The sequence below is a fragment of the Massilia sp. Root351 genome (genome assembly GCF_001425045.1).
Taxonomy (GTDB): Bacteria; Pseudomonadota; Gammaproteobacteria; order Burkholderiales; family Burkholderiaceae_D; genus Rugamonas.
In genome coordinates this window covers 497,293-523,828 of sequence record NZ_LMDJ01000023.1, presented here as the reverse complement: position 1 = coordinate 523,828, position 26,536 = coordinate 497,293, and the positions used below count along the sequence as shown (strand labels likewise).

Here is a 26,536-nt window from a genome sequence, read left to right as displayed (position 1 = left end):
GCGCACCGCGCCAACCCGCCCTACGAGTTCTCGTGGAGCCTCAATGGAATTTACCCTGTTTACTATGCTTAACGGCATCAGTTATGGACTGCTGCTGTTCATGCTGTCCTCCGGACTGACGCTGATCTTCAGCATGATGGGCGTGCTGAACTTTGCCCATGCCAGTTTTTACATGCTGGGCGCTTACATCGCCTACACCATCAGCAGCGTGGTCGGCTTCTGGCCGGCGCTGCTGCTGGCGCCTATCGCCGTCGGCTTGCTGGGGGCGCTGGTGGAGCGCTACGGCCTGCGGCCGCTGCACAGGTTCGGCCACATCCCCGAGCTGTTGTTTACCTTTGGCCTGTCCTTCCTGATCGTGGAGCTGGTGCAGCTGATCTGGGGCCGCGCGGCAGTGCAGTACGCCATCCCCAAGGAGCTGGACGGCCCGCTGTTCACGCTGTTTTCGACCAGCTTCCCGGCCTACCGCGCCTTCATGATGGTGGTCGCGCTGGCCATGCTGGGCGGCATCTGGCTGGTGCTGACCCGCACCCGCGTCGGCCTGGTGATCCAGGCCGCGTTGACGCACCCGGAAGCGGCCGAAGCGCTGGGCCACAACGTGCCGCGCATCTTCATGTGGGTATTCGGCGGCGGCAGCGCGCTGGCCGGGCTGGCCGGCGTGATCGGCGGCAACGCCTTCGTCACCGAACCGGCCATGGCGGCCACCGTGGGCAGCATCATCTTTGTGGTGGTGGTGGTCGGCGGCATGGGCTCGCTGGCTGGCGCTTTCGTCGCATCGCTGCTGATTGGCATCATGCAGACCACGGCCGTGGCGCTGGACTATTCGCTGGCCCACCTGCTGGGCTGGACAGGCGTGGCCGTCACGCCCGATACACCGGCCTACGCGCTGCTGAACGTGACCATAGCGCAGAGCGCGGCCATCCTGCCGTACCTGCTGCTGGTGCTGATTTTGATCTTCCGCCCTAAGGGCCTGATGGGGACGCGCGAATGAAAGCACTACGATATACCCCGCTCAACCTGGGCCGCTGGCTGGTGTGGAGCGGCTACGCACTGCTGCTGCTGGCCGCGCCGCTGGTGTTCAGCAAGGGCGGCGGCCTGACCTTGCTGTCGCAGATGGGCACGGTGATGATTTTCGGCCTGTCCTATAACATGCTGCTGGGGCAGGGCGGCATGCTGTCCTTCGGCCACGCGGTGTATTCCGGCCTGGGCGCGTTCTTCGCCATCCACGCCATGAACATGGCCGGCGCGGGCCAACTGCCCGTGCCGACCAGCCTGATCCCGCTGGTGGGCGGCGTGGCGGGCGTGGGCTTCGGCGTGCTGTTCGGCTACGTCACCACGCGCAAGGCCGGCACCACGTTCGCCATGATTACACTGGGGCTGGTGGAACTGGTGTTTGCCAGTTCGCTGATGTTCCCGGGCTTTTTCGGCGGTGAAGGCGGGGTCACCACCAACCGCGTGATCGGCGGGGCCGTACTGGGCATCACGTACGGGCCGCAGATCCAGGTCTACTACCTGATCGCGTTCTGGCTGTTTGTCTGCACCGCCGCCGTCTATGCCTACACGCACACCCCGCTGGGCCGCATCATCAACGCCGTGCGCGACAATCCGGAACGGGTGGAGTTCATCGGCTACGACACGCAGTGGGTGCGCTACCTGGTGGTGATCCTGTCGTCCTTCTTTGCCGGCGTCTCCGGCGGCCTGTCGGCGATCAATTTCGAGATCGTCAGCGCGGAGAACGTCAGCGCCATCCGATCCGGCAGCATCCTGCTGTTCACCTTCATCGGCGGCATCGGCTTTTTCTTCGGGCCGCTGCTGGGGGCCATCGTCGGCATCCTGTTCTCGGTGCTGCTGTCCGACTTCACGCCGGCCTGGCAGCTGTACCTGGGCCTGTTCTTCGTGCTGCTGGTGCGCTACGCGCCGGGCGGGCTGGGCAGCCTGATCATGCTGCTGCTGAGGGCGGCAAAGTTCGGCCAATTCGGCCGCGTCGCCCGGCCACTGGGCTGGGTTTGCCTGGCGGTGCTGCCGGGGCTGATCGGCTTCGTGGCGGGGGTGGAGATGCTGTACCACCTGACGCTGGAATCGGCCAACGGCAGCGTGAAGCAGCTGTTCGGCATGGCCGTCGACACCAAGGCCGTGCTGCCGTGGGCGGTGGCGGGCGGCTTGCTGGTGGCCAGCATACTGGCCTGGCGCAAGGCGCAGCCGGTGTTTGCCGAGGCGTGGGGCGAATCCTGCGCGGCGATTGCATTGCAGACGAGGAGCGCGCGATGATGGCACTGGAATTACTGGACGTGCGCAAGCGCTTTGGCAAGTCCGAGATCATACGGGGCGCCAATCTGAACATAGCGCAGGGCGAGCGCTGTGCGGTGATCGGGCCGAACGGCGCGGGCAAGTCGACGCTGTTCAACCTGATCTCGGGGCGCTTTCCTTTGAGCAGCGGCGAGATCCGGCTGAACGGGCAGCGCATCAGCGGCCTGAAGCCGTACCAGATCAACCGGCTGGGCTTGTCGCGCAGCTTCCAGATCAGCAATCTGTTCGTCAACCTGTCGGTATATGAGAACCTGCGCTGCGCTGTGCTGTGGTCGCTGGGTTACAAGTATTCGTTCTGGCACCGGCTGGGCAAGCTGCGCGATGCGCACGAGCGGGCCGAGCAAGTGCTGGAGGAGATCGGACTGCAGCGCCAGCGCCACGTGCTGGCCGGCGTGCTGACTTACGCCGAGCAGCGCGCGCTGGAGATCGGCATTACCATCGCCGGCGGCGCCGGCGTGATCCTGCTGGACGAGCCGACCGCCGGGATGAGCCGCTCCGAGTCGGACGCGGCGGTGGAGCTGATCCGCAAGGTTACTGTGGGCAAGACGCTGCTGATGGTGGAGCACGACATGAGCGTGGTGTTCGGCCTGGCCGACAAGATCGCGGTGCTGGTGTACGGCGAAGTGATTGCCTGCGACACGCCGGAACGCATACGCGGCAACGCCGCAGTGCAGGCGGCCTACCTGGGCGGCCACGAGGAGGCGGCATGACGGTGGAAGGCATGAACCCGGAACGCATGGGCGAGGACCGCATGCTCGATATCCGCCAGCTGCACGCCTACTATGGCAAGAGCCACGTGCTGCACGGCGTGGACTTGCACGTGAAGCCGGGCGAGATCGTCAGCCTGCTGGGACGCAACGGCGCCGGGCGTTCGACGCTGGTGAAGGCGGCCATGGGACAGGTCAACGCCACCGGCTCGGTCAAGCTGAAGGGGCGGGAGATCCTGGGCTTGAAGGCTTACCAGATCGCGCACCAGGGCCTGGGCTACGTGCCGGAGAACCGCGACGTGTTCCCGACGCTGACGGTGGAGCAGAACCTGGTGCTGGGACAGAAGAAGAGCGGCGCGGCGGGCCGCTGGAACCTGGACGACATGTACCGCATGTTCCCGCGCCTGCAGGAGCGGCGCGCGGTGGCAGCCGGCGTGCTGTCGGGCGGCGAGCAGCAGATGCTCACCCTGTGCCGCACGCTGATGGGCGATCCGGACCTGATCATGATCGACGAGCCGACCGAGGGGCTGGCGCCGAAGATCGTGGCGCTGGTGGCCGAATACCTGCTGGCGCTGAAGGAGCGCGGCATCTCGGTGCTGCTGGTGGAACAGAAACTGGCCATTGCGATGGAGATTTCGCAGCGCGTCTACGTCATGGGCCACGGCGCCATCGTGTTCGAGGGCACGCCGGCCGCCTTGCGCGCCGACGCGGCCGTGCGCAAGGAGTGGCTGGAGGTGTAGCGGAACGGCGGGCTAAGGCAGCAGGCGGGCCAGCTTGTCGATCAGGCTGCCGCAGTCGAAAACGCTGAAGGAAAGCCGGCTGCCGTCGTCTTTCTCGATGTTGATCACTTCGGCGGTGTCGCCTTGCAGGCTGGCGCCGGCCGTTGCGCTGCGCATCAGGCGCGGCGCTGCGAAGCGCTGGCTGTCGGTGACGGTGATGATGTCTTCCACGCCGTCCACCAGCAGGCCGTAGCGTTCCTGGCCGCGTTCGACGATCAGGATGCGCGACTGTTCGGTCGGCTCCATGTTCGGCATGCCGTACAGGCTGCGCAGGTCGATCACGCTGACCATCAGTTGCCGCAGGTTGAGCACGCCGCGCATGTAGTCGGGGGTGCCCGGCGGGCGGGTGATGTTGTCGGAGAACTTGATGATCTCGCGCACCTGCGTGATTTCCACGGCGAATGCCTGTTCGATGCGGAAGGTGAGATAGACCTTGCGGGCGCCGTGGCAGCTGCCTTTGCCGTGAGCGGCGCCATGCTGGCCGTCCAGCGGGTACAGGTTGGCGTGTCCCTGGCGCATTTCGGCGATCTCGCTGTGGGAAAAGATGCCGGCGTGGTCCAGCAGGATCACGTCGTGCTGTTCGGGGCGCGCATCGGGCCGCGACAGGCAGCCGCCGAACATCCCGGCCCGCGCTTTGCTCAGCAGCGGGATAGGCAGCACGTCGTCGTTGTAGAAATGGATGATGCTGTCGACCGAGTCGACCAGGAAGGCGATGGTGGCGTCGCCGATGCGGGTGACCACGATGCGCTGGTCCGGGTCGGCCGCGTCGCTGCTGCGGGTGGACGCGCCGGCGCTCAGCAAGGCGGCGAAGTCGACCACGGCGACCGGGTTGCCCCGGAAGTTCATGCGCCCCAGGCACAGTTTGCCGGCCAGTACCGAAGGCTGCAGTTCCGGCACGCGCACGATTTCCTGGATGGCAGCCATCTCGAAGGCGAAGCTGGTGCCTGCCGAGCGGAAGCTGACGCAGCGGCGGCGCTCGCCCTGCGCCTGCGCGCGCTGCAGGCGCTGCTGGCCGCTGGCGCGCAGCGACAGCACCTGCGGCACGTTTTCGATGCGCACCAGCTGGTTCGCGTCCAGCACCTGCAGCAGGCGGTTGCCCTGGTCGAGCAGGATGGCGCCGGCGATCACGCCGGGTGTGGCGCCGGGCGCGTACTGCAGCACGCTGCGCTGTTCAGGGCGTACGCGCAGGATCTCGCCGGTGTCGTCGAACAGCATGCCGACCAGCACGTCCTGGTGCTCGATGATAGCGACCTTGTTGCCGGCCACGGCCGGGCCCGCCCCGGGATTGAACAGGCGTGCCAGGTTGACGATGGGGATCACCGTGCCGCGCAGCGTGAACATGCCTTCCAGGTAGGCCGGCGACAGCGGCAGGGCGCTGATCTTGGCGGGCAGGTTGACCACTTCGCGGATGCAGACTGCAGGCAGCGCGAATTCGTCGGGGCCGAGGAAGAAGGAGCCGTACAACTCGGTCGCCGCGGCGGAGGCAGAGGCGGCCTTGACGGCCGAGGCGGCCACGGCGGCGGCATTGGCGGCGGCGCTGGCCAGCTCGCTCATCGTGCCCGCAGGGAGCGGGCCGGCGCCGTCGCCGGGTGGTGGCAGCGGGATGTTCAGGTTTTCAATGGTGTTCATGGATGGCTTCCTGGCGCGATGGCGTAATGTCCTTGATGATGTAGCTGTGGCGCGCGCAGTCGATCAGCAGCTGGCGGCCGTGACGGCCGCCCAGCTCGCAGTAGCGCACCTCCAGGCCGCACTGGCCGAGGTATTTGCGGGCGGCCGCGGCGTTCTCCTGTCCCACGCAGAGCCGCTTGGAGCAGAGCATGCTGGCGCCGCCGGCCAGCACCACGGTGATGTCGGGATAGTCCGCTTGGCGCGCGCCCATCAGCCGCAGCAGAGACGGCACAGCCTGGCTGACGTAGCGGGCCCCGGTGGCGGCGTCGCATGCGCCGCGCGGTTCGGGCAGCAGGCAGTGCGCCAGGCCGCAGCGGCCGCCTTTTTCCCAGATGAAGGCGATACCGATGCAGGAGCCCAGCACGGCCTGCAGCTGGCCGGCGCGTCCCGCCACCTTCAGCTGGCCGATGCCGACTTGCAGCAGTTCACCGCCGGCAAGCGCCTCCCCGGCAAGCGCGTCGCGGGCTGGCTTGTCGTCGAGGCAAGCCTGGTTGGCGTGCGGTGCGGTCATGGCTGGCCCGCGCGCAGGGAGTAGATCATGGGAGCGTCGTAGCTGTAGTCCGACGCCAGCCGCTGGATGCTTTCGGATTCGCCGAGGATCAGGCGGGCATGCGGTTTCATGCTGGGACGCGCGCAGTCGAGCACGGTCTGCTGGTGTTCCGCGTCAAAATAAATCAACACGTTGCGCAGCAGGATCAGGTCGAACTGCTGGGCGGGGCGCAGCGGCTGCAGCAGGTTGTGGCGGCAGAATGTGACGTTGCGCTTGAGCTCGTCCCGCACGCGGGCGCCAGCCGTGTTGGCCACGAAATAGCGTGCATACAGGGCCGGGTGCGAGGCCCGCAGCCGTTCCACCGAGCGGCCGCCGTACTGGCCGGCCGTCGCCAGCGCCAGCATCTGCTGCGAAATGTCGGTGGCCAGGATGCGATAGCGCAGAGGGCCGTGCAGGAGTTGGAATTCCTCGCACAGCATGGCGGCCGAATACAGCTCTTCGCCGCTGGCGGAGGCGGCGGACCAGATGTTCAGGCACTGGTCCGGATGGCTGCGCTGCCACTCGGGCAGGAAGCGCTTGGCCAGGTACTCCCAAATGTGCGGCGTGCGGAAGAATTGCGTGTCGTTGGTGGTTACCAGGTCGATAAAGTGCGGCACTTCGCTGCGGTCGCTCTCGACCCGCTCCATATAGGCCTGGTAGCTGCCCAGCGCCAGCGCGGCCATGCGCGGGCGCAGGCGGCGCTCGAGCAGCACGCTCTTGCGCTCGTTCATGGCGATGCCGGTGTGCTTGCGCACCAGCGCAATGAGCGCCGCCAGTGTGACGGGGCTGAGTTCGGCAACGCTGGCCACGGCCTACACCACGAAGCCGGACACGATGTGGTTGAGGTCGGTCGCGCTTTGCTTCAGCTTGTCCGTGGAGCGGGCAATGCTGTCGCAGTTGGCGGCCGACTTTTCCGTCTCCTCGGCAATGTACTGGATGGCGGTGCTCACCTCCTTGGCGGTGAGCAGCTGCTCGTTGGCCGATTTGGCAATATCCGAGATGGCCAGCGTGGTGCGCGAGACGCCGCTGACGATCTTGTCGAAGGCGTCGCTGGCCTGGCGCGAGATCTCGCTGCCGGCTGTCACGCGCTTGACCGACTCGTTGATCAGCTTGGAGATTTCCTTGGTGGCCTGGGACGAGCGCTCGGCCAGCTTGCGCACCTCGTCGGCCACCACCGAGAAGCCCAGGCCGTGCTCGCCCGCGCGCGCCGCCTCGATGGCGGCGTTGAAGGCCAGCATATTGGTCTGGTTGGCGATCTCGCTGATGACCTTGACGATTTCGCCGATGTCCTCGGAGGAGCGGTTGATCAGCTCCATTGCTTCGATCGACTTGGCCACCGCCTTGGCGCCCGCTTCCGCCTCGTGCTGGGTGGCCTTGGCCAGGTGGTCGGCATTGCCGGTGTTTTCGGCAATCGAGTTGATGGAATTGGTCAAGCCGTCGATGGAAGCGTTCATCTGTTCCACGGTGGCGCCCAGGGCCTGGGTGCCGGTGGCCACGCCGCTGGAGCGTTCCGCGATGGCCTGCGAGGCTTGCGCGAAGCTGCCCGCCGAGGTCACCACCTTGCCGATCACGCCGCGCAGGTCGGTGATCATTTTGCCGATGCCGCGTCCCAGTTCGTCGAGCGGTTCGTCGCCTTCCACCTGCACGTTGCAGCTCAGGTCGCCTTGCGCGGCCTTGGCCACGGAGGCCAGCAGCAGGTCGACCTTGCGGCCGTCGGACTCGGCCTTGACCTTGGTGCTGTGTTCCAGTCCTACCTGCTCGGTGACGTCGCTGGCAAATTTCACTATCTTATATGGTTTGCCATTCAAATCCAGAATAGGATTATATGTGGCTTGTATCCATATTTCCTTGCCACCATTGCCAATCCGCTTGTAGCGGCCGCAATCGAATTCACCCCGATTTAATTTTTGCCAGAATTTCTTGTACTCCAGGCTATTGGTGTAGTCCGGTTCGCAAAACATGCGATGGTGCTCGCCTTGAATCTCTTCCAGCGTGTATCCCATTACTCTCAGGAAGTTCTCATTGGCTTCCAGTACGCAGCCATTGGTGTCGAACTCGATCACTGCCTGGGCCTTGCCGATGGCGGTAAGCTTGCTCTCGTACTCTGCGCTGCGCTGGCGCGCGGCGGTGATGTCGGTGGCGAATTTGATCACCTTGTAGGGCTTGCCGCTGCCGTCCATGATGGGATTGTAGGAGGCGCTGATCCAGATCTCCCGGCCGCCTTTGCCCAGCCGCTTGTAGTCGGCCTGCTCGAATTCTCCGGCAGCCAGGCGCAGCCAGAAGTTGCGGTACTCGGCCGTCTTCACGTATTCCGGTTCGCAGAACATGGAATGATGCTTGCCTTGTACTTCCTCCAGCGTATACCCTAGCGTGCGCAGGAAGTTCTCGTTCGCATGCAGGATATTGCCTGCCAGGTCGAATTCAATCACGGCCTGTACACGGTTCAGCGCGGCGTTGATTGCTTGCAGATCCAGGTCTTGGGATTGGATTTGGCTAGGGGCATTCATGTCCATGGCGATTCCTTAAATGTTAATTCCTGCGTTACAACAGGATGTGTTACTAGCGGATTGATAACCGCTTGTTATATTTGGTGAGAATTCATATTGCGGCGCACAGCAAATTGATCCTCATCATTATTTTCCCGGTACAACATAAAGGCAAGCGGCATATAGAGAATGATCAATTACGGTGTATGTTTCCTGCGAAACGATTTGCAGGATGGCATGGGTGGCGCGCCGCGCCTTGCGCACCCGTCAAAAAATAACACGACCGTGCGTTTTTTTGAGGTATAGTGAGGCCTTAGCAAGCCGCTCCCCACTGAACATTTACACTTACAAGAAGGAAGAGACATGAGTGCCGAATACCAGGTTCACGGCTCCGTAGCCGTCATCACGCTGAACAACCCGCCGGTCAACGGCCTGGGCCACGCCACCCGCAGCGCAGCGGTGCAGGGGATGCAGCAGGCGCTGGCGGACGATGCCGTCAAGGCCATCGTCATCACGGGGGCGGGCAAGGCCTTTTCCGGCGGCGCCGACATCAAGGAATTCAACTCGCCCAAGGCGCTGGCCGAGCCCAGCCTGCATTCCCTGATCCGCACGGTGGAGGAATCGACCAAGCCGGTGGTGGCGGCCATTCACACCGTTTGCATGGGCGGCGGGCTGGAACTGGCGCTGGGCTGCAATTACCGGGTCGCCATGCCGGGCGCGCAGATCGCCTTGCCGGAAGTGAAACTGGGCCTGCTGCCCGGCGCCGGCGGCACGCAGCGCCTGCCGCGCGTGCTGGGCCTGGAAATGGCGTTGAACATGATCGTCTCGGGCACCCCGGTGGCGTCCGAGAAGCTGGCCAATACCGCCATCTTCGACGTAGTGTTCGCGGCCGACGCCAATTTGCTGGAATCGGCGCTTGCCTTCGCCAGCAAAGTCGCCGATGCGCGCCCGCTGCCGACAGTGCGCGAGCGCAAGGTGGACTACCCGAACCACGAAGCCTTCCTGCAATTCTCGCGCAATACGGTAAAAGCCATGTCCGGCCCGTTCCCGGCGCCGCTGGAATGCGTGGAATGCGTGGCCGCCTCGGTGAGCATGAAGTTCGAGGACGGCCTGAAGTTCGAGCGCGAGCGCTTCCTCAAGCTGATCCAGACCAGCGAATCGAAATCGCTGCGCCACGCCTTCTTCAGCGAGCGCCAGGCCAGCAAGGTGCCGGACGTGCCGGCCGACACCCCGACCCGCGCCATCAAGAAGGCTGCCGTGATCGGCGCCGGCACCATGGGCGGCGGCATTGCAATGAACTTCGCCAATGCCGGCATCCCGGTCACCATCCTGGAGATGAAGGCCGAGGCGCTGGAAAAGGGCCTGGCCACGATCCGCAAGAACTATGAAAACACGCTGAAGAAGGGCAAGCTGACGCAGGAGAAGTTCGACCAGCGCGTGGCCCTGATCAGCGGCACCATGAATTACGAGGAAATCGGCGACGCCGATATCGTGGTGGAGGCCGTGTTCGAGGACATGGGCGTGAAGGAAGCCGTGTTCCGCAAGCTGGACCAGGTGATGAAGCAGGGCGCCATCCTGGCGTCGAACACATCGACCCTGGACGTGGACCAGATCGCCGCCTTCACCGCGCGTCCGCAGGACGTGATCGGCACCCACTTCTTCAGCCCGGCCAACGTGATGAAGCTGCTGGAAATCGTGCGCGGCAAGGCCACCGGCAAGGACGTGCTGGCCACTACCCTGGCGCTGTCGAAAAAACTGAAGAAGACCGGCGTGGTGTCGGGCGTGTGCGATGGTTTCATCGGCAACCGCATGATCGAGCAGTACAGCCGCCAGGCCGGCTTCCTGCTGGAAGAGGGCTGCTTGCCGGAGCAGGTGGACAAGGCGGTGGAAAAGTTCGGCTTCGCCATGGGGCCGTTCCGCATGGGCGACCTGGCCGGCAACGACATCGGCTGGTACATCCGCAAGCGCCGCTATGTGGAATCGCCCGAGATCACCTACTCGAAGACCGCCGACCTGCTGTGCGAAATGGGCCGCTATGGCCAGAAGACCGGCGGCGGCTGGTACGATTACAAGGCAGGCGACCGCAAGGCCTATCCGAACGAGGAGGTCAACGCCATGATCGTCAAGCATTCGCAAGACATCGGCGTGGTGCGCCGCAAGATCAGCGACCAGGAGATCGTCGAACGCCTGGTGTACGCGCTGGTGAACGAAGGCGCGCAGATCCTGGAAGAGGGCATTGCCATGCGCGCTTCCGATATCGACATGGTCTACCTGACCGGCTACGGCTTCCCGCTGCACCGTGGCGGTCCGATGTTCTACGCCGACACAGTGGGCCTGCCGAACGTGCTGGGCACCATAGAGCGCCTGGCGCGCGGGCGCCACGGCGAAGCGTGGAAGCCGGCGCCGCTGCTGGTGAAGCTCGCTGCCGAAGGCAAGGGCTTCAACGCCTGAGCGGACGCTAGCCTATCGGCTTGCGCATCCGGGCCAGCGGTACGCTGACGCTGCCCGGCAGCGTAATTTCAAACGGTTCGACGACCTCGAATCCGCTGGCCAGGTACAGCGGCACGCCGGGCATGGTGGCCGCCAGTTCCAGCGTCAGATAGCCCTGCGCAGCCGCTGCGCGCTGGCAATGCTCCATCAGCATCCGGCCCAAGCCTTGCCGGGCGGCCGACGGCGCCACGAAGAAGGCCCGGATGCGGCCGGCCTCGTGCGCCGGGTCGAGCAGGCGGTCCGGCCCGGTCTTGGTGCGGTCCGCGCCAAACAGCGTGGCGCGCTTGCTCCAGCCGCCGCAAGCCACCGCCTCCCCGTCGCGCTCGATAATGAAATAGGTGCCGTCCTCGATCAGCTGGGTATCCACCCCGAACACGTGGCGCGTTACCGCCTGCGCCTGCTCCGGGGTATAGTAGCCCGCGCTCAGCGCAATGCCGGCCTCGGCGATCAGCGCTTCCATGCGGGGGACGTCGTCCAGGCGGGCGGCGCGAAGGTGGTCATGTGTTGTCATGACCATACGTTAATGCAATTCTTTTGACTAGTCCATGCTCTTGGGTATCATGTGCGCATAGGAGATTCAATGCACAGACTACTCAATCCGGCCGCGGCGGCTGCCGCGCTGGTCCTGGCGCTGGCCCTGGCGGCGGCCGGCGCCGGTGCGCGCGAGCTGGTGGTGGTCGGCGCCCATTTCGAGCGCGTGTACGAGCGCCGCGCGGACGGCGAATTTACCGGCATGGGGCCGGACATAGTGCGCATGGTGGCGCGCCGCAACAAGGACACGGTGCGTTTCGAACTGTATCCGTGGGCGCGGGCGCAGGCCATGGTGGCGCAGGGACTGGCCGATATTCTGGTCGGGCCCTACAAATCGGCCGAGCGGCTGGAGCGGATGGCGTTTTCGCGTTCGGCCTTTTACCGCGACGACATGGTGTTTTACACGCTGGCCGGCGCGGGGCACGGCTGGCAGGGCGACTACGCGGCGCTGGAAGGCAAATCCATCGTGGTCATGAACGGCTGGGCCTACGGCGCCGGCTTCGACGCGGCCCGTCCGCGCCTGCGCATCAGCGTGGCCAACAACGTGGAAAACGGGCTGCTGATGCTGACCTACAAGCATGTGGCCCTGTTCGCCAGCAACCGGCGCAATACCGAGCCGGTGCTGGCGGCGCTGAAGCTGAACGGGCAGGTGCTGGTGCTGCCGCAGGTGATCCAGGTGCAGGACGGCTATTTCGCCTTTCCCAGGCGCGCCAGCCACGACGCCATCCGCGCCAGCTTTGACAGCGCGTTCGACGCCTTGATCGAAAGCGGCGAGCTGAAGCGCCTTAGCCTGCGCTACGACGTGGATATTCCTTAACGCCGGGTCGGCGTCAGGATGCTGGGCAGCGCCTTCGGCAGCGTTTCCGGATAGTCGCGGCTAAAGTGCAGGCCGCGGCTCTCGCGGCGCTGCAGCGCGCTGTTGACGATCAGGCCGGCCACGTCCACCAGGTTGCGCAGCTCCAGCAGGTCGCTGGTGATGCGGAAATTCCGGTAGTACTCGTCGATCTCTTCCTTCAGCAGCGCGATGCGGTGCTGCGCCCGCTCCAGGCGCTTGGTGGTGCGCACGATGCCGACATAGTTCCACATGAAGCGGCGCAGCTCGTCCCAATTGTGGGCGATCACCACTTCCTCGTCGGCATCGGTCACCCGGCTCTCGTCCCAGTCCGGCAGGTAAGGGGCGCCCACCCGTTCCTTGCTTTCGATATCTTGCGCGCAGGCGCGGCCGATCACCACGCATTCCAGCAGCGAGTTCGAGGCCAGGCGGTTGGCGCCGTGCAGGCCGGTGCAGGCCGTTTCGCCCACGGCATACAGGCCGGGCAGGTCGGTGCGGCCTTGCAGATCGGTTACCACGCCGCCGCAGGTGTAGTGCGCGGCCGGCACGATGGGGATCGGCTCCTTGGTGATGTCGATGCCCAGCTCCAGGCAGCGCGCATAGATGGTGGGGAAGTGCTCGATCAGCCAGGCGGCCGGCTTGTGGCTGATGTCCAGGTGCACATAATCCAGGCCGCGTTTCTTGATTTCGAAGTCAATGGCGCGCGCCACCACGTCGCGCGGCGCCAGTTCGGCGCGCTCGTCGTGCGCCAGCATGAAGCGCATGCCGGCCGCCGGGCCCGCTTCGGGCGGCAGTTTCAGCAGGCCGCCTTCGCCGCGGATCGCTTCGGTGATCAGGAAGGACTTGGCGTAAGGGTGGTACAAGCAGGTCGGATGGAACTGGATGAATTCCATGTTGGCGACCCGGCAGCCCGCGCGCCATGCCATGGCGATGCCGTCGCCGCTGGCGGTGTCCGGGTTGGTGGTATACAGATAAACCTTGCCGGCGCCGCCGGTGGCCATCACGGTGTGCTCGGCGGCAACGGTGTGCACCTCGCCGCTGCGCACGTCCTGCACGTACAGGCCGTGGCACTTGGGCTGCAGGTTGCGGTGCTGCGACTTGGCGTCCAGCTTGTCGGAAGTGATCAGATCGATCGCGCAGTGGTGCTCGAACAGGCTGATGTTGGGGTGGGCGCGTACTTTTTGTTCCAGCGTGACCTGCACCGCGTGGCCGGTGGCGTCGGCGGCGTGGATGATGCGGCGCTGGCTGTGGCCGCCTTCCCGTGTCAGGTGGAAACCGAGCTCGGCGCTGTCGTCGCGCGTGAAGGGTACGCCCTGTTCGATCAGCCATTCGATGGCGGCGCGGCCGTTTTCCACGATGAAGCGGGTGGCATCGGCGTCGCACAGGCCGCCGCCCGCCACCAGGGTGTCGGCAATATGCTGGTCGTGGCTGTCGCCCGAGTCGAGCACGGCGGCAATGCCGCCCTGAGCCCAGTTGCTGGCGCCATCCAGCAGCTCGCGTTTCGAAATAATCGCCACCTTGCGCGTTTCGGCCAGGTGCAAGGCCACCGACAGGCCGGCCAGGCCGCTGCCGACAATCGCAACATCAAATTTCATGGTTCACGGTTCACATTGCTGAGTAGGGAAGCAAGACTATAGACGATTTGCCGCCAGGCGTCATGCGCCGGCCATTTTTACGCACGATGTTGATCTGGCGCGGGTTTGCTGCGCGCCGGGCTTGTCGCGGCTCAAGACGCATGCCGAATGTGCGCGGCATCATGGCTGAACCACTGCAGGCGCGGTGGCGCGGGCGCCCATCCGACGGGCGCGGGAGTGAGCCGTGATCCGTATCTTCAACCATTATGTTCCGCGCATGGCCTTTATCCTGCTGCTGATGGAGGTGATGCTGTTGCTGGCCACGGCCGGGCTGGCGTCGCTGGCCTGGCTGGCCGAGGCGCAGCGCGCCGTGAAGCCGGGCAGCGTGTACTGGAGCGCGCTGCTGTTTGCACTGCTGATCGTATTGAGCATGGGCACGCTGGGCATGTACCAGTCCGACTTCCGGCTGCACCCGGGCCACGCGCTGCGCCAGACGCTGCTGCGCATAGTGCCGGCGCTGCTGCTGGCGTTCGGGATGCTGAGCGCGCTGTCCAGCATGCTGCCCGCACTGCGCGTGGCGCAGCTGGGCGCGTTCGCCTTCCTGCTGGGCGGCGCGACGGTGCTGCTGACCCGGCTGCTGCTGTTTTCCACGGTGCGCACCGACCGCATGGCGGACCGGCTGATCCTGTTGGGCGATGGCGCGCTGGCGCAGGAATGCATGCAACTGGCGGTCAGCAAGCAAGGCTTTCAGCGCTTTCACGTGGTGGGCTGCGTGTCGGTGCCGGGCGAGGAGCGCCGGGTGGCCGCATCCTGCCTGTTGCCGGCCGGACCGTCGCTGCTGGAGCTGGCGCGCGCGCACGGCGCAGGCGAGGTGGTGGTGTCGCTGGGCGACCGGCGCGGCGGCGCCTACCCGGTGCGGCAATTGCTCGAATGTGTGCTGGGCGGCGTGCGGGTGGTGGACGCGGCCGCCTTCTTCGAGCGCGAAGCATGCCAGATCCGCATCGATACATTGCAGCCGAGCTACCTGATCTTTGGCGGCGGCTTCGACCAGAGTTTCCTCCGTGCAAGTGTGAAGCGCACATTCGATCTGGCCGCGAGCGGGGCCATCTGCCTGGCCGCCATGCCGGTGATGCTGCTGGCGGCGGCCTGTATCGTGGCCGAGGACGGCGGACCGGTGTTTTACCAGCAGGAGCGGGTGGGCAAGGACGGGCGTTTGTTCAGTGTGCTGAAGTTCCGCAGCATGCGCAGCGACGCCGAAGGCGACGGCAAGCCGCGCTGGGCCGCGCAGGACGATCCGCGCGTGACCCGGGTTGGGCACTGGATACGCAAGCTGCGCATCGACGAGCTGCCGCAGATGTTGAATGTGTTCCGCGGCGAGATGAGCTTTGTCGGCCCGCGTCCGGAGCGGGCGTATTTCGTCGGGCAGCTGGGCGAACAGGTGCCTTATTACAATGTGCGCCACAGCATCAAGCCGGGCATTACCGGGCTGGCGCAGGTGCGCTACCAGTACGGCGCCTCGGTGGACGACGCGGTGCGCTGCAGGAATTCGCGCTTGGCTTTGAGGATTTCTATCATCTCCAGCAGGCCGCGGCTGGCCGCGTAGACGGCGCCGGACCAGGACCACGCACGCGGATCGCCCTCGTCGCCGACTTCGGCAACCTTGGACAGGTCGACCGAACCGACCAGGTCCGCCATGTCGGCGGTGGCGGGGTCGTGCGGCGCGTAAGTGCCCACGCCGCAGCGGTCCGCCTCCAACAGCAACAGCCGTTCCACCGGCATGTGCAGAAAGTCGCCGCCATGCTGGCGTTCCAGCCGCGCGCGGCAGTGCGGACAAAGCTCGCCCTCGGCCGTCACGCCATAGGTGTCGCGGAACGCGCCGCGCAGGCTGTGCGGCAGCAAGTGCAGCGGCGACTCGTGCACCGGACAGCCGGCGATGGCGTACAGCGCACCGTCGTCGGTGCGGCTGTACTCCTCCAGGCCGCGCTTGAGCAGGATCACCAGGGTGGATTTGCCGCCGGACGGCGGGCCGAGCAGCAACAGCAGGCGGCGGCCGACCTCGGAGCCGGCCGCGGCAGCCTGGAAATAGGCGGCAACGCGGCCCAGCGCCTCGTCCAGTCCAAACAGTTCGCCGGAAAACAGCGTGCTTCCGGGCTGTGCGCAACCCTTGTCGCCAGCGTTGTGGCCGGCGCCGCTCCAGCGCAGCATGTCCCAGATGTACTGGTGGGAATTGCGCGCCAGCAGGGCGGGTGCGCCGGGCTCGGCAGCCAGTACCTGCTCGATGAACTGGCTGAAGTTGCCGCGCCAAGGCTCGGCGCGCGGGCATTGCCCGCTGGCGTGCAAGCTGTCCAGGAATTGTTGATGATGCGCCACGGCGTCCTCCTCCAGTTGGCTAAGTATCCGCCAGCCGGCATGGAGCGGACTGAGGAGCGTCAAGCGGAAGAGGGGAACTTTTTGGGCGTGCCGGGTTCGGCGAGCCGGCGGGAGGCATCCCTGCCAACCCGCCCGGCGGACCGTTGCGGCCCGCTCCGACTACGCGACGTTGTGGATGCGCGCGATGGCGGCAGCCACGCCGGCGCCGTAGGCCGGGTCGCACTTGGTGCAGTTGCCGACATGGCGGTCGATCACCTGCTGCGAGGCCCCCAGGATGGCGCGCGCGGTGTTCTCGAACAGCAGCGTTTGCTGGGCCGGCGTCATCAGCTGGAACAGCAGGCGCGGCTGTGTGTAGTAATCGTCGTCGGTGCGGTGGTTCCAGTGGTCGGCCGCGCCTTCGAGCGCCAGCGGCGGTTCGCGGAAGTCGGGCTGCTCGACCCACTCCTGGTAGCTGTTCGGCTCGTACGGCGTGGCGCCGCCCATATTGCCGTCCACCCGCATCTGGCCGTCGCGGTGGTAGCTGTGGAAGGGGCACTTCGGCGCGTTGACCGGGATCGACGCGTGGTTCACGCCCAGGCGGTAGCGCTGCGCGTCGCCGTAGGAGAACAGGCGGCCTTGCAGCATCTTGTCCGGCGAGAAGCTGATGCCGGGCACGATGTTGGCAGGATTGAACGCAGCCTGCTCCACTTCGGCGAAGTGGTTTTCGGGATTGCGGTTCAGCTCCAGCACGCCCACCTCGATCAGCGGGTAGTCCTTGTGCAGCCAGACCTTGGTCAGGTCGAACGGGTTGTAAGGGCAGGTGGCCGCCTCCTTTTCCGGCATCACTTGTACGAACAGCGTCCATTTCGGGAAGTTCTTGCCCTCGATGCTGTCGTACAGGTCGCGCAGATGGGTTTCACGGTCCGCGCCGATGTGCGCGGTGGCTTCCGCGTCGCTGAAGTTCTCAATGCCTTGCTGCGTCTTGAGGGTGAACTTCACCCAGTAGCGCTCGTTTTGCGTATTGATGAAGCTGAAGGTGTGGCTGCCGAAGCCATGCATGTGGCGATAGCTGCGCGGAATGCCGCGGTCGCTCATCACCACCGTCACCTGGTGCAGCGCTTCCGGCAGCAGGGTCCAGAAGTCCCAGTTGCTGTTGGCGCTGCGCAGGCCACTGCGCGGGTCGCGCTTGATGGCGTGGTTCAGGTCAGGGAACTTGAGCGGGTCGCGCAGAAAGAATACCGGCGTGTTGTTGCCCACCAGGTCCCAGTTGCCCTGCTCGGTGTAGAACTTGATGGCGAAGCCGCGGATGTCGCGCTCGGCGTCGGCCGCCCCGCGTTCGCCCGCCACGGTCGAGAAGCGCACGAACAGTTCGGTCTGCTTGCCGATTTGCGAGAACAGCGCGGCCTTGGTGTACTTGGTGATGTCGTGCGTCACCGTGAAGGTGCCGTAGGCGCCGGCGCCCTTGGCGTGCATGCGCCGCTCCGGGATCACTTCACGGTCGAAATGCGCCAGCTTTTCCAGGAACCAGACGTCCTGCAGCAGGGCCGGGCCGCGCGGGCCGGCGGTCTGGATATTCTGGTTGTCGGGAACCGGCGCGCCAAAAGCCGTGGTCAGCTTGTTCATAAATTATCCTTACTGTAGTGCTGCGTTGTGAAAACCGTTGTTCTGGGGACGGGGCATGATGTTCTTGGGGGCGGTGGCGCGCTGGCTGGGACCGATCAGGCCGCGCTGCGTGGCCACCACCACCGCGTGGGTGCGGGCGGTGGCGTCCAGCTTGCTCATCAGGCCTTTGACGTGCGTCTTCACGGTGCCCACGCCGATGCCCAGTTCGCGCGCGATGGACTTGTTGCAGCAGCCTTGGGCCAGCAGGCGCAGCACGTCCGTTTCGCGGCCGGTCAGCGACTCGCGGCTCAGGCTGTCGGCCACGCAGCGCGTCACCGCCTCGCTCAGGTAGCGCAGGCCCTGGCTCAGCAGGCGTGCCGCCTTGGCCAGCTCCTCGGCGCTGCAGCCTTGCAGCAGGTAGCCGTGCACGCCGCTGTCCATGGCCATGCGCACCTCCCACTCCTTGTCGAACTGCGTCACGATGAGCACGCGCGGTGCAGGGCTGTAGCGGTCCTGCGGCATCTGCCGGGCGGCGGCGATGCCGCTCTGGTAGTCGGCCACGATGACGTGCGCCATGCTCAGCGCATGCGGGCACAGCGCGTGGGTGGAGACGGTGAATTCGCCATGCTCGCCCAGGATGGCGCGCAGTCCCGCCGTCATGACGGGGTCTTCATGCATGATGTGGATGTTGACAGTATTGAGCTGCATTGTGATCTCCTACGTACTGCAGCAGCGAACGCTGTTGCTTCTCATGCATTTATGATGTACGGGCAACGTAGGCAGATCAAGTTAAGAGATGTTAATCGGGGTTAACGCGGAGTTTGCAAGTCGTTGCAGTCCGCGCTAGGCTGCCGCCGGCTGCGGGCGCGCGCCCCAGGTGAGCCACGCCAGCAGCGCGATGGCGGGCAGCAGGCCGTAAAAGCCGGCGTAAATGTATGCAAACGCGCCGCCGATGCAACCGCTGCCGAATGCCAGTATCGGCCACAGGAATTTGGCGCAGCGGCGGTGGATGGCCTGGTCGGCGCCGCCGCGCACCACGTCCACCAGATCGATCACCAGTTGCGTGACATTGCCGGTCATAACGGTGGTCGGGGTCAGGTTGGACAGCAGCAGCTTGGCGGCGGCGTTCTGCACGCCCATGGCGGCGGCGCCGATGGCGCCCGCCAGCAGGGCCAGCGGGGTGTCGGAGGCGGTCACCGGCAGTGCTGCCAGGCCAGCCAGCATAAAGCCGATGAGCAACAGCAATTGCAGCCCGAACACGGAGCGCAGCGGCGCCACGCCGCGCCGTTCCAGCCAGAGGATGTACAGCCGGGTAAAGGCGACGGCAGCCACGAAGGCGCCGAAGGCCAGGAATTTGATCAGCACGCTATTTCCGCTGGGCCTGGCCAGTTCGCTGCCGATCAGCACGAAGTTACCGGTCACGTGGGCCGTAAACAGGCCGAACAGGGCCACGAAACCCAGCGCGTCGACGTACCCTGCGAGAAAACCAAGCGCTACGGCCTGTCGGGATGCCTGTACTTCGTTCTTGCTGTCCGCCATGAAAATGCTCCATCTATCTGTAAAAGGAGGCACTGTAACGCAGCGCGCGGCGAAACGCGCTCTCCCTTATGCCCTATAGGCCGGGGCCGTGCCGCGCTAGCCGGCGGCGCCGGGGCGGTCCCAGGGCGGCGTGTCCTTGAACTGGTCCACCAGGAAATCGATCATCACGCGCACCTTGGCGCTCAGGTGGCGCCGGCTCGGGTACACGGCCTGGATGTCGATGTCCTGCATGCGGTAGTCGGGCAGCACCGGCACCAGCCGGCCGGCGCGCAGATCGGCGCCCACCAGGAAGGTCGGCTGCCAGATGATGCCGCGCCCGCCCAGCGCCACGGCGCGCGCCGTATCGCCGTTATTGGTGCGCATCATGAAGGGAATCTTGACAGTGTGCGCCTTGCCTTCCGCGTCCAGCAGCTGCCATTCGTCGCTGGCGGCATAGCTGTAGCCGATGCACTGGTGCTTCAGCAGCTCGGCCGGGGTGGCCGGGGCGCCGTGCCTGGCCAGGTAGGCGGGCGCGGCGCACAGCACGTTCACCGAACTGGCCAGCTTGCGCGCCACGTGCGAGGCCGAGCCTGCACGCGAGATGCGGATGGCCATGTCGTAGCCCTCCTCGACAATGTCGACCACGCGGTCAATCAGCGCCACTTCCAGCTGCACGTCGGGGTAAAGTTCCATGAAGCGCGGCCACAGTGGCGCCAGGTGCTGCACGCCGAAGCTGAGCGGCGCGTTAATGCGCAGCAAGCCGCGCGGCTGCATGGTGGCGGAGGAAACAATGGCTTCGGCCTCGGCCACTTCATCGAGGATGGACTTAGCGCGCTCGAACAGCGCTTCGCCGCTCGACGTGAGCGACATGCGGCGCGAGCTGCGGTTAAGCAGGCGCGTGTGCAGGTGCGCTTCCAGGTCGCTGATATAGCGGGTAACGTTGGCGGGGGAGGTGTCGAGGGCTTCGGCGGCGCGGGCAAAGCCTTCCTTGCGGACGACTTCGACGAACACTTCCAGTGCGCGTAGTCTATCCATCAGCCGTGGCAACGCTTAATAGCGGTTCCAGGTATTGGCTGCGGTGCGGGTGGCGGCCGCTTCCTTGATATTGCTCAGTTCGGCGTCGCGCGCCTCGCGCTGCATCTCGGACAACTGGGTGGCGGCCTGGCTATCGCCGGCGCGGGCGGCGTCTTCAAACAGCTTGATGGCTTCCTCGCGGCGGCTGCTGTCGGCCTGGTACTGGCGGGCCAGTTCGCGGCGCGCCACAGCCGAGCCTTGTTCGGCCCATTCGCGCAGTCGCCGCTCCGCAGCAAAATTGCCGCCCTTATTCATTTGCAAGGCCGTCGCTTCGATGACCGGTGCGGGCGGGACCATATCGTCCTTGGCTTGCACGCCGATCAGTACGCCAACGGTAACCAGCACCGTTGCTACCAAAACGCCGGATTTGTTGAATAATTCCATCTTCGAGTTTGCCCCTATGCAAGTCGCAGCCGGCGACGTGGATGCGGATGATACCACTTCTTTCCAAGCGACAACTAATGTTTTATGCTTTTGCTATTTGGTGCAGCGCATTACATCATGCGCCTTTTGCCTATGGCTTGCAAAGCGAAGCGATAATAGCATGCTCATTTTGCGCAAAAAGCACACATTCCCACCAGACAGGGTAACAATTGTAACTACTTGTGAGATTCCTCAACGCACAGTAGGAATAGGCTTACATCGTTAGCGATTTATGAACGTATTATAACTCCTGTGCATGCGTGCCGGCTTTTCGGATCAGTTTAATGCATGCAGCGTCAGAGCAAGAATGGGTGCCTCCGGCCCTGCCTGCCCGCGCGCCAAAATGCTCGCTGTGTCCCGATTGATTGCGCTAGAATCAAAGATGTTTCCTAGCGATATGGGGGCTGGAGCACTATGATGCCGATCGAGCGCGTGGCCGGCAGGGCGGCCGGGTGAAAGCGCCGCACAAGGCGCTGAGCGTGTCGCTGCGCGATACTGCGCTGCAGCGCAAGCTGCTGTTCGTGTCGGTGGTGACTGCCGGCGTGTCGCTGCTGGCCGCCTTGCTGGCCCTTGCCTCGTATGACGTGGTCGTGGCCCGTCCCAAACTGGTATCGGACCTGGCCGGCCGCATCGAACTGGTATCGCTCAAACTGGACGCCGACCTGAATTTCGGCGACCGCGCCGTTGCCACCCGCACGCTGGCCGCGCTGCGCGGCACCCCGGACATCCAGAGCGCCTGCCTGTTCGACGCCCAGCACCGGGAATTCGCCCGCTACCGGCGCAGCGGCGACGGCGGCTGCGTCTGGTCCGGGAAGAACACCGCCGCGCCCGGCTACCACTTCGCCGGCCCCTACCTGACCATGATGGTGCCGGTGCGCCTGGAGCGCGAGACCTTGGGCTACCTGCAGGTGGAGTACGCGCTGCCCCCGCTGGGCGAGCGGCTGCGCCACTACGGCCTGGTGCTGGCGGTGGTGCTGCTGACGCTGACGGTGGGCGGCCTGCTGCATGCGCTGATCGTGCGGCGCCTGGTCACGCGCCCGCTGCTGGCCCTGTCCTCGGTGGCGCACCGGGTCACCCAGGAGCAGCGCTACGACCTGCGCGCCCAAGTGGCAGGGCGCGACGAAGTAGGGCGGCTGGCCGAAGCCATCAACACCATGCTTGGCACCATCGCCGCGCGCGACGCGGCGCTGCGCCGCAGCCAGTCGCTGCTGGAAAACATCGTCGAGAAGTCCTCAGCGGTCATTTACATCAAGGACCTGGAGGGGCGCTACATGCTGGTCAACGAGCGCTTCCGGCTCACCCTGCCGGCAGGCGCGCCCGAACCCATCGGCCAGGACGACGTGCGGCTGTACAGCGCCGGCGCTGCCAGCCAGTTGCGGGAGAACGACCGCGAGGTGCTCGACAGCGGGCACGCCAGGGCCTACGAAGAATCGGTGCCGGACCACACCGGCGAGGAACGCACTTACCTGTCCGAGAAGTTCCCCCTGATCGACGAGCAGGGCCATACCTGGGCGCTGGGCGGCGTGTCCACCGACATCACCGAGCGCAAGCGCGGTGAGCGCGAACTGCTGCAATACCGCGACCGCCTGGAACTGGAAGTGGCCGAACGCACCGGCCAGATGGTCGAGGCCAACCGGGGCCTGGCCGCGTCGCTGGAAACGCTGCAGCGCGCCCAGGATGAGCTGGTGCGCAACGAGAAGCTGGCCGCGCTGGGCGCGCTGGTGGCCGGGGTGGCGCATGAACTGAACACGCCGATCGGCAACAGCCTGCTGGCGGTCAGCACACTGATGGACCAGACCCGCGAGTTTCAGAAGCTGTCGGCAGAGGGCCTGAAGCGCTCCACCTTGCAGACCTTTGTTGCCGACATCAACGGCGGCGGCGAGATCGTGCTGCGCAACCTGCACCGGGCGGTGGACCTGGTGGCCAGCTTCAAGCAGGTGGCGGTGGACCGCACCACGTCGCAGCGCCGCGTGTTCATGCTGGCCGAGCTGGTGGACGAGATCCTGCTGGTGCTGATGCCCACCTTTAAAAAATCCGGTATCCGGGTGCGCCAGGAAGTGCACGAACTGATCGAAATGAACAGTTACCCCGGTCCGTTCGGCCAGGTCCTGATCAATCTCATCACCAACGCCCTCAGCCACGGCTTCGACGGGCGTGGCGAGGGAGAGGTGCTGGTGACCGGGCGCAGCGTCGAAGGCGGCAAGGTGGAGGTGTGCGTGTCCGACAACGGCGGCGGCATCGCGCCGGAGAATATGAGCCGCATCTACGACCCCTTCTTTACCACCAAGCTGGGGCGGGGCGGGTCCGGGCTCGGCCTCAACATCGTGTACAACATCGTGTACGGCGTGCTGGATGGCAAAATCGACGTCAAGAGCGAGCTCGGCGAAGGCACGCGGTTCACCATGACGCTGCCGGGCGGCACGGAACGGCGCTGACTGTGCGGTTTCGCGGGCTGACAGGCCGGTCATCCTGTGCTTGACCTTCCCATCATGGGAAGCCCTACACTGGAAGCCGGATCAGCATTCGGGACGGCATCATGGCAAATTCAGCGGTAGTAGAGAACGGCGCCGCGCAGCGCGAACTCTCCCTCGATATCGAGGGGATGAGCTGCGCTTCCTGCGTCGGGCGTGTCGAAAAAGCAATCAGCAAAGTCGTGGGTGTGGACAGCGTGAGCGTCAATCTCGCGACCGAACGCGCGCACGTGGTGGCGGCGCCGGGCGTGGAGGTGCAGCAGCTGGTCGACGCCATCGCGGCGGCAGGCTATCAGGCCACGCCCGAGGCAGGCGGCGCGCCTGCCGCCGGCCAAGGCACGGCGCCGCCCGACGCAGTGGGCGCAGCGATCGGCACGCCAGCCGTTCCGGCGCTGGGCGCGGCGGCCGGGCGCGACTGGCAGGGGATCCGCGTCGGCATCGCGGCATTGCTGTCGCTGCCGCTGGTTGTGCCCATGGTGGCGGAGCTGGCCGGACAGCACTGGATGCTGCCGGGCTGGCTGCAGCTTGCGCTGGCGGCGCCGGTGCAGTTCTGGCTGGGCGCGCGCTTTTACATCGCTGGCTGGAAGGCGGCGCGGGCGGGCGCCGGCAATATGGACTTGCTGGTGGCCATCGGCACCAGCGCCGCATTCGGCCTGAGTGTCTATCAGCTGCTGGCGTCGGGCGGCGGCATGCCGCACCTGTACTTCGAGGCCGCATCGGTCGTCATCACCCTGGTATTGCTCGGCAAATGGCTGGAGGCGCGCGCCAAGCGCCAGACCACGGACGCCATCCGCGCCCTGCAGGCGCTGCGTCCGGACCTGGCGCGCGTGCGGCGCGACGGCGTGGAGGTGGAACTTCGCGTGGGCGCGGTGCGCGTGGGCGACCTGGTGGTGGTGCGGCCCGGCGAGCGCATTCCGGTGGACGGCACGGTGACGGAAGGGGCCAGCCATGTGAACGAATCCATGCTGACCGGCGAGAGCATGCCGGTGGCGAAACATGCCGGCGCCAAGGTGACCGGAGGCGCGATCAATGCCGAAGGCTTGCTGCTGGTCCGGACCGACGCGGTGGGCGCCGAGACAACGCTGTCGCGCATTATCCGCATGGTGGAAAACGCGCAGGCCGAAAAGGCGCCTGTGCAGCGGATGGTGGATCAGGTCAGCTCGGTGTTCGTGCCGGTGGTATTGGTGATCGCACTGCTCACCTTCGCAGGCTGGTGGCTGGCCGGCGCGGGCGCCGAGACGGCCATCATCAATGCGGTGGCGGTGCTGGTGATCGCTTGCCCGTGCGCACTGGGGCTGGCCACACCTGCCGCCATCATGGCCGGTACCGGCGTCGGCGCCCGGCACGGTATCCTGATCAAGGATGCGGAAGCGCTGGAGATCGCGCACCGCGTCAGCACGGTGGTGTTCGACAAGACCGGCACGCTGACCGTGGGCGAGCCGGTGGTGACCGAGTTGCTGCCTGCGGCCGGCGCGGATGAACACTTGCTGCGCTTGGCCGCCTCGCTGCAGCAGGGCAGCGAGCACCCGCTGGCTGCCGCCGTCAGGAAGCTGGCCGAAGCGCGCGGCGTGGCGCCGTCGCGGGCAATTGGTGTGACGGCGCTGCCCGGGCGCGGCCTGGCGGGCACCGTCGACGGCCAGCCTTTGCTGCTGGGCAGTACGCGGCTGATGCGGGAAACCGGCATCGATCTGGCGGCGCTCCAGGGCCGGGCCCAAGTATTGGAGCATGCCGGCAATACCGTGTCGTGGGTCGCCGCCGCCGGCCCGGCGCCGAGCCTGCTCGGACTGATTGCTTTCGGCGACCAGATCAAGCCCGGCGCGCGCGCCGCGGTGGACAAGCTGCACGCGCTCGGCATCCAGACCGTGCTGCTCACCGGCGACAACCAGGGCAGTGCGCAGGCAGTGGGCGCTGCGCTCGGCATCCGGCGGGTGATTGCGGAGGTGTTGCCGGAAGCGAAGGCGGACGAGGTGGCGCGCTTGCGCAAGGCGGGCGAAAGCGTTGCCATGGTCGGGGATGGCATCAACGACGCGCCGGCGCTGACGGCGGCCGACGTCGGCATCGCCATGTCCACCGGCACTGACGTCGCCATGCACGCCGCCGGCATCACGCTGATGCGCGGCGACCCGGCGCTGGTGGCGGACGCCATCGACATCTCGCGCCGCACCTACAACAAGATCCGCCAGAACCTGTTCTGGGCCTTTATCTACAACCTGGTGGGAATACCGCTGGCGGCGGCGGGCTTGCTCAGCCCGGTGGTGGCAGGCGCCGCCATGGCCTTCAGCTCGGTCAGCGTCATCAGCAATGCACTGCTGCTGAAGCGCTGGCGGCCGTAATGCGGATGGCTTACTGCTGCTTGCTGCCGAACTGCTGCGCGAACGACTGCAGCGGGCCCGGCGGCTGCGTGGCGGGGGCCAGGCTGTCCGGCAGCGGAACGCGCACCGGCCTGCTCGCCGCCACCTCCGGCGCCGCGTCCCATTCCGGCGCCGCGATGCCCTCGAAGATGGTCTTCAATTGCTGGCCCCAGGTGGTGCGTATCATCTGGAAGTACTGGTTCCGCTCGTCGATGGTGACGAAGCGCGTCACCGCCAGCGAGTTGCTTTCATAGACCAGCAAGTCCAGCGGCAGGCCGACCGACACGTTCGAGCGCAGCGTCGAATCCATGGAAATCAGCGCGCACTTGGCCGCTTCGTCCAGCGAAGTGGAGGGCGTCACCACGCGGTCGATGATAGGCTTGCCGTACTTCGCCTCGCCGATCTGGAAATAGGTGTTCTCGTTGTGCGACTCGATGAAATTGCCGGCCGAGTACACCTGGAACAAGCGGCAGCGCTCGCCGGTGATCTGGCCGCCGAATATCAGGCTGACGTTGAAATCAATGCCGAACTCGGCCAGTGCCTTGGCGTCGCGCTCATGCACCAGGCGCACCACTTCGCCCACCAGCCGCGCCGCCTCGTGCATGGTGGGCACGTTCCAGATGCTGTAGCCGGCCACGCCGACGTGCTCGGACAGCAGTTGCCGCACAGATTGCGAAATCGACAGATTCCCGGCCGTCATCAGCACCATCATGCGCTCGCCCGGGATTTCGAAGACGTTCAGCTTGCGCGCCGTGCTCACCTGGTCCACGCCGGCGTTGGTGCGCGAGTCCGACAAGAAAACCAGGCCTGCGTCCAGGCGCATCCCTACACAATAAGTCATTTGATAA

General features: G+C 65.7%; 22 protein-coding genes. 9 read left to right on the top strand and 13 right to left on the bottom strand.

Annotated elements, in window-relative coordinates; genetic code table 11:
* Positions 1-43 precede the first annotated feature (43 nt).
* From ASD15_RS19340 to ASD15_RS19325, 4 genes are read left to right on the top strand one after another with little or no spacing between them, the layout of a single operon-like run.
* Positions 44-988 (top strand): branched-chain amino acid ABC transporter permease, encoded by a 945-nt coding sequence (locus ASD15_RS19340; protein WP_057156631.1) that lies wholly within the window; start codon positions 44-46, stop codon positions 986-988.
* Positions 985-2,265 carry a branched-chain amino acid ABC transporter permease gene (locus ASD15_RS19335; protein ID WP_057156630.1) on the top strand — a complete coding sequence of 427 codons (1,281 nt, stop codon included), beginning with the start codon at positions 985-987 and terminating at the stop codon, positions 2,263-2,265. The genes ASD15_RS19340 and ASD15_RS19335 overlap by 4 nt, the downstream gene beginning before the upstream one ends.
* Positions 2,262-3,014, top strand: a complete 753-nt coding sequence (locus tag ASD15_RS19330; protein ID WP_057156629.1) for an ABC transporter ATP-binding protein — start codon at positions 2,262-2,264, stop codon at positions 3,012-3,014. Before ASD15_RS19335 ends, ASD15_RS19330 begins: the two co-directional genes overlap by 4 nt.
* Before the next feature lie 41 nt (positions 3,015-3,055).
* A complete protein-coding gene (locus tag ASD15_RS19325) occupies positions 3,056-3,751 on the top strand; it encodes an ABC transporter ATP-binding protein (protein WP_057156783.1) in 696 nt (231 codons plus the stop codon).
* Positions 3,752-3,763: 12 nt separating this feature from the next.
* Here ASD15_RS19325 and ASD15_RS19320 read toward each other — a convergent pair whose 3' ends face one another.
* From ASD15_RS19320 to ASD15_RS19305, 4 genes are read right to left on the bottom strand one after another with little or no spacing between them, the layout of a single operon-like run.
* Positions 3,764-5,419: a chemotaxis protein CheW gene (locus tag ASD15_RS19320; RefSeq protein ID WP_229418265.1), complete on the bottom strand. Its 1,656-nt coding sequence runs from the start codon at positions 5,417-5,419 to the stop codon at positions 3,764-3,766.
* Entirely contained in the window at positions 5,406-5,969 is a 564-nt protein-coding gene (locus tag ASD15_RS19315) for a chemotaxis protein CheD (RefSeq protein WP_082551956.1), read from the bottom strand. Before ASD15_RS19315 ends, ASD15_RS19320 begins: the two co-directional genes overlap by 14 nt.
* Positions 5,966-6,796: a protein-glutamate O-methyltransferase CheR gene (locus ASD15_RS19310; RefSeq protein ID WP_057156628.1), complete on the bottom strand. Its 831-nt coding sequence runs from the start codon at positions 6,794-6,796 to the stop codon at positions 5,966-5,968. Before ASD15_RS19310 ends, ASD15_RS19315 begins: the two co-directional genes overlap by 4 nt.
* A gap of 3 nt (positions 6,797-6,799) precedes the next feature.
* Positions 6,800-8,494, bottom strand: coding sequence for a PAS domain-containing methyl-accepting chemotaxis protein (locus tag ASD15_RS19305; RefSeq protein WP_057156780.1), 1,695 nt, complete (start codon positions 8,492-8,494; stop codon positions 6,800-6,802).
* 342 nt (positions 8,495-8,836) lie between these two features.
* Between ASD15_RS19305 and ASD15_RS19300 the strand changes: the two genes are divergently transcribed.
* Positions 8,837-10,924, top strand: a complete 2,088-nt coding sequence (locus ASD15_RS19300) for a 3-hydroxyacyl-CoA dehydrogenase NAD-binding domain-containing protein (protein ID WP_057156627.1) — start codon at positions 8,837-8,839, stop codon at positions 10,922-10,924.
* A 7-nt stretch (positions 10,925-10,931) separates the two neighbouring features.
* On the opposite strand, the gene ASD15_RS19295 is transcribed toward ASD15_RS19300, so the two are convergent.
* On the bottom strand, positions 10,932-11,474 hold the full coding sequence (locus ASD15_RS19295) for a GNAT family N-acetyltransferase (RefSeq protein ID WP_057156779.1): 543 nt from the start codon (positions 11,472-11,474) through the stop codon (positions 10,932-10,934).
* Between the two features lie 69 nt (positions 11,475-11,543).
* Here ASD15_RS19295 and ASD15_RS19290 point away from each other — a divergent pair, with 69 nt between their 5' ends.
* Positions 11,544-12,311, top strand: coding sequence for an ABC transporter substrate-binding protein (locus ASD15_RS19290; protein ID WP_082551955.1), 768 nt, complete (start codon positions 11,544-11,546; stop codon positions 12,309-12,311).
* On the opposite strand, the gene nadB is transcribed toward ASD15_RS19290, so the two are convergent.
* Positions 12,308-13,921: an L-aspartate oxidase gene (gene nadB, locus ASD15_RS19285; RefSeq protein ID WP_057156626.1), complete on the bottom strand. Its 1,614-nt coding sequence runs from the start codon at positions 13,919-13,921 to the stop codon at positions 12,308-12,310. The two genes, ASD15_RS19290 and nadB, sit on opposite strands and share 4 nt — an antisense overlap.
* 223 nt (positions 13,922-14,144) lie before the next feature.
* On the opposite strand from nadB, the gene ASD15_RS19280 reads away from it, so the two are divergent.
* On the top strand, positions 14,145-15,503 hold the full coding sequence (locus ASD15_RS19280) for a TIGR03013 family XrtA/PEP-CTERM system glycosyltransferase (RefSeq protein ID WP_057156625.1): 1,359 nt from the start codon (positions 14,145-14,147) through the stop codon (positions 15,501-15,503).
* On the opposite strand, the gene ASD15_RS31850 is transcribed toward ASD15_RS19280, so the two are convergent.
* From ASD15_RS31850 to ASD15_RS19255, 6 genes are all read right to left on the bottom strand, one after another.
* Positions 15,401-16,270 carry a hypothetical protein gene (locus ASD15_RS31850; RefSeq protein ID WP_229418264.1) on the bottom strand — a complete coding sequence of 290 codons (870 nt, stop codon included), beginning with the start codon at positions 16,268-16,270 and terminating at the stop codon, positions 15,401-15,403. The genes ASD15_RS19280 and ASD15_RS31850 overlap by 103 nt on opposite strands.
* 159 nt (positions 16,271-16,429) lie before the next feature.
* Positions 16,430-17,872, bottom strand: a complete 1,443-nt coding sequence (locus ASD15_RS19275) for a catalase (RefSeq protein WP_057156624.1) — start codon at positions 17,870-17,872, stop codon at positions 16,430-16,432.
* Between the two features lie 9 nt (positions 17,873-17,881).
* Positions 17,882-18,559 carry a response regulator transcription factor gene (locus tag ASD15_RS19270; protein WP_057156623.1) on the bottom strand — a complete coding sequence of 226 codons (678 nt, stop codon included), beginning with the start codon at positions 18,557-18,559 and terminating at the stop codon, positions 17,882-17,884.
* Between the two features lie 135 nt (positions 18,560-18,694).
* Positions 18,695-19,390, bottom strand: a complete 696-nt coding sequence (locus tag ASD15_RS19265) for a YoaK family protein (protein ID WP_057156622.1) — start codon at positions 19,388-19,390, stop codon at positions 18,695-18,697.
* A 96-nt stretch (positions 19,391-19,486) separates the two neighbouring features.
* The gene (locus tag ASD15_RS19260) at positions 19,487-20,404 is read right to left on the bottom strand and encodes a LysR family transcriptional regulator (protein WP_057156621.1); all 918 of its coding nucleotides are present in this window, start codon (positions 20,402-20,404) and stop codon (positions 19,487-19,489) included.
* A 15-nt stretch (positions 20,405-20,419) separates the two neighbouring features.
* A complete protein-coding gene (locus ASD15_RS19255; protein ID WP_200953999.1) occupies positions 20,420-20,827 on the bottom strand; it encodes a hypothetical protein in 408 nt (135 codons plus the stop codon).
* A 491-nt stretch (positions 20,828-21,318) separates the two neighbouring features.
* On the opposite strand from ASD15_RS19255, the gene ASD15_RS19250 reads away from it, so the two are divergent.
* Both ASD15_RS19250 and ASD15_RS19245 read left to right on the top strand, forming a co-directional pair.
* Positions 21,319-23,301, top strand: a complete 1,983-nt coding sequence (locus ASD15_RS19250) for an ATP-binding protein (protein ID WP_229418263.1) — start codon at positions 21,319-21,321, stop codon at positions 23,299-23,301.
* Between the two features lie 101 nt (positions 23,302-23,402).
* On the top strand, positions 23,403-25,670 hold the full coding sequence (locus ASD15_RS19245) for a cation-translocating P-type ATPase (protein ID WP_082551954.1): 2,268 nt from the start codon (positions 23,403-23,405) through the stop codon (positions 25,668-25,670).
* 10 nt (positions 25,671-25,680) lie between these two features.
* Here ASD15_RS19245 and ASD15_RS19240 read toward each other — a convergent pair whose 3' ends face one another.
* Positions 25,681-26,511, bottom strand: a complete 831-nt coding sequence (locus tag ASD15_RS19240; RefSeq protein ID WP_229418262.1) for a peptidase — start codon at positions 26,509-26,511, stop codon at positions 25,681-25,683.
* Between the last annotated feature and the right edge of the window lie 25 nt (positions 26,512-26,536).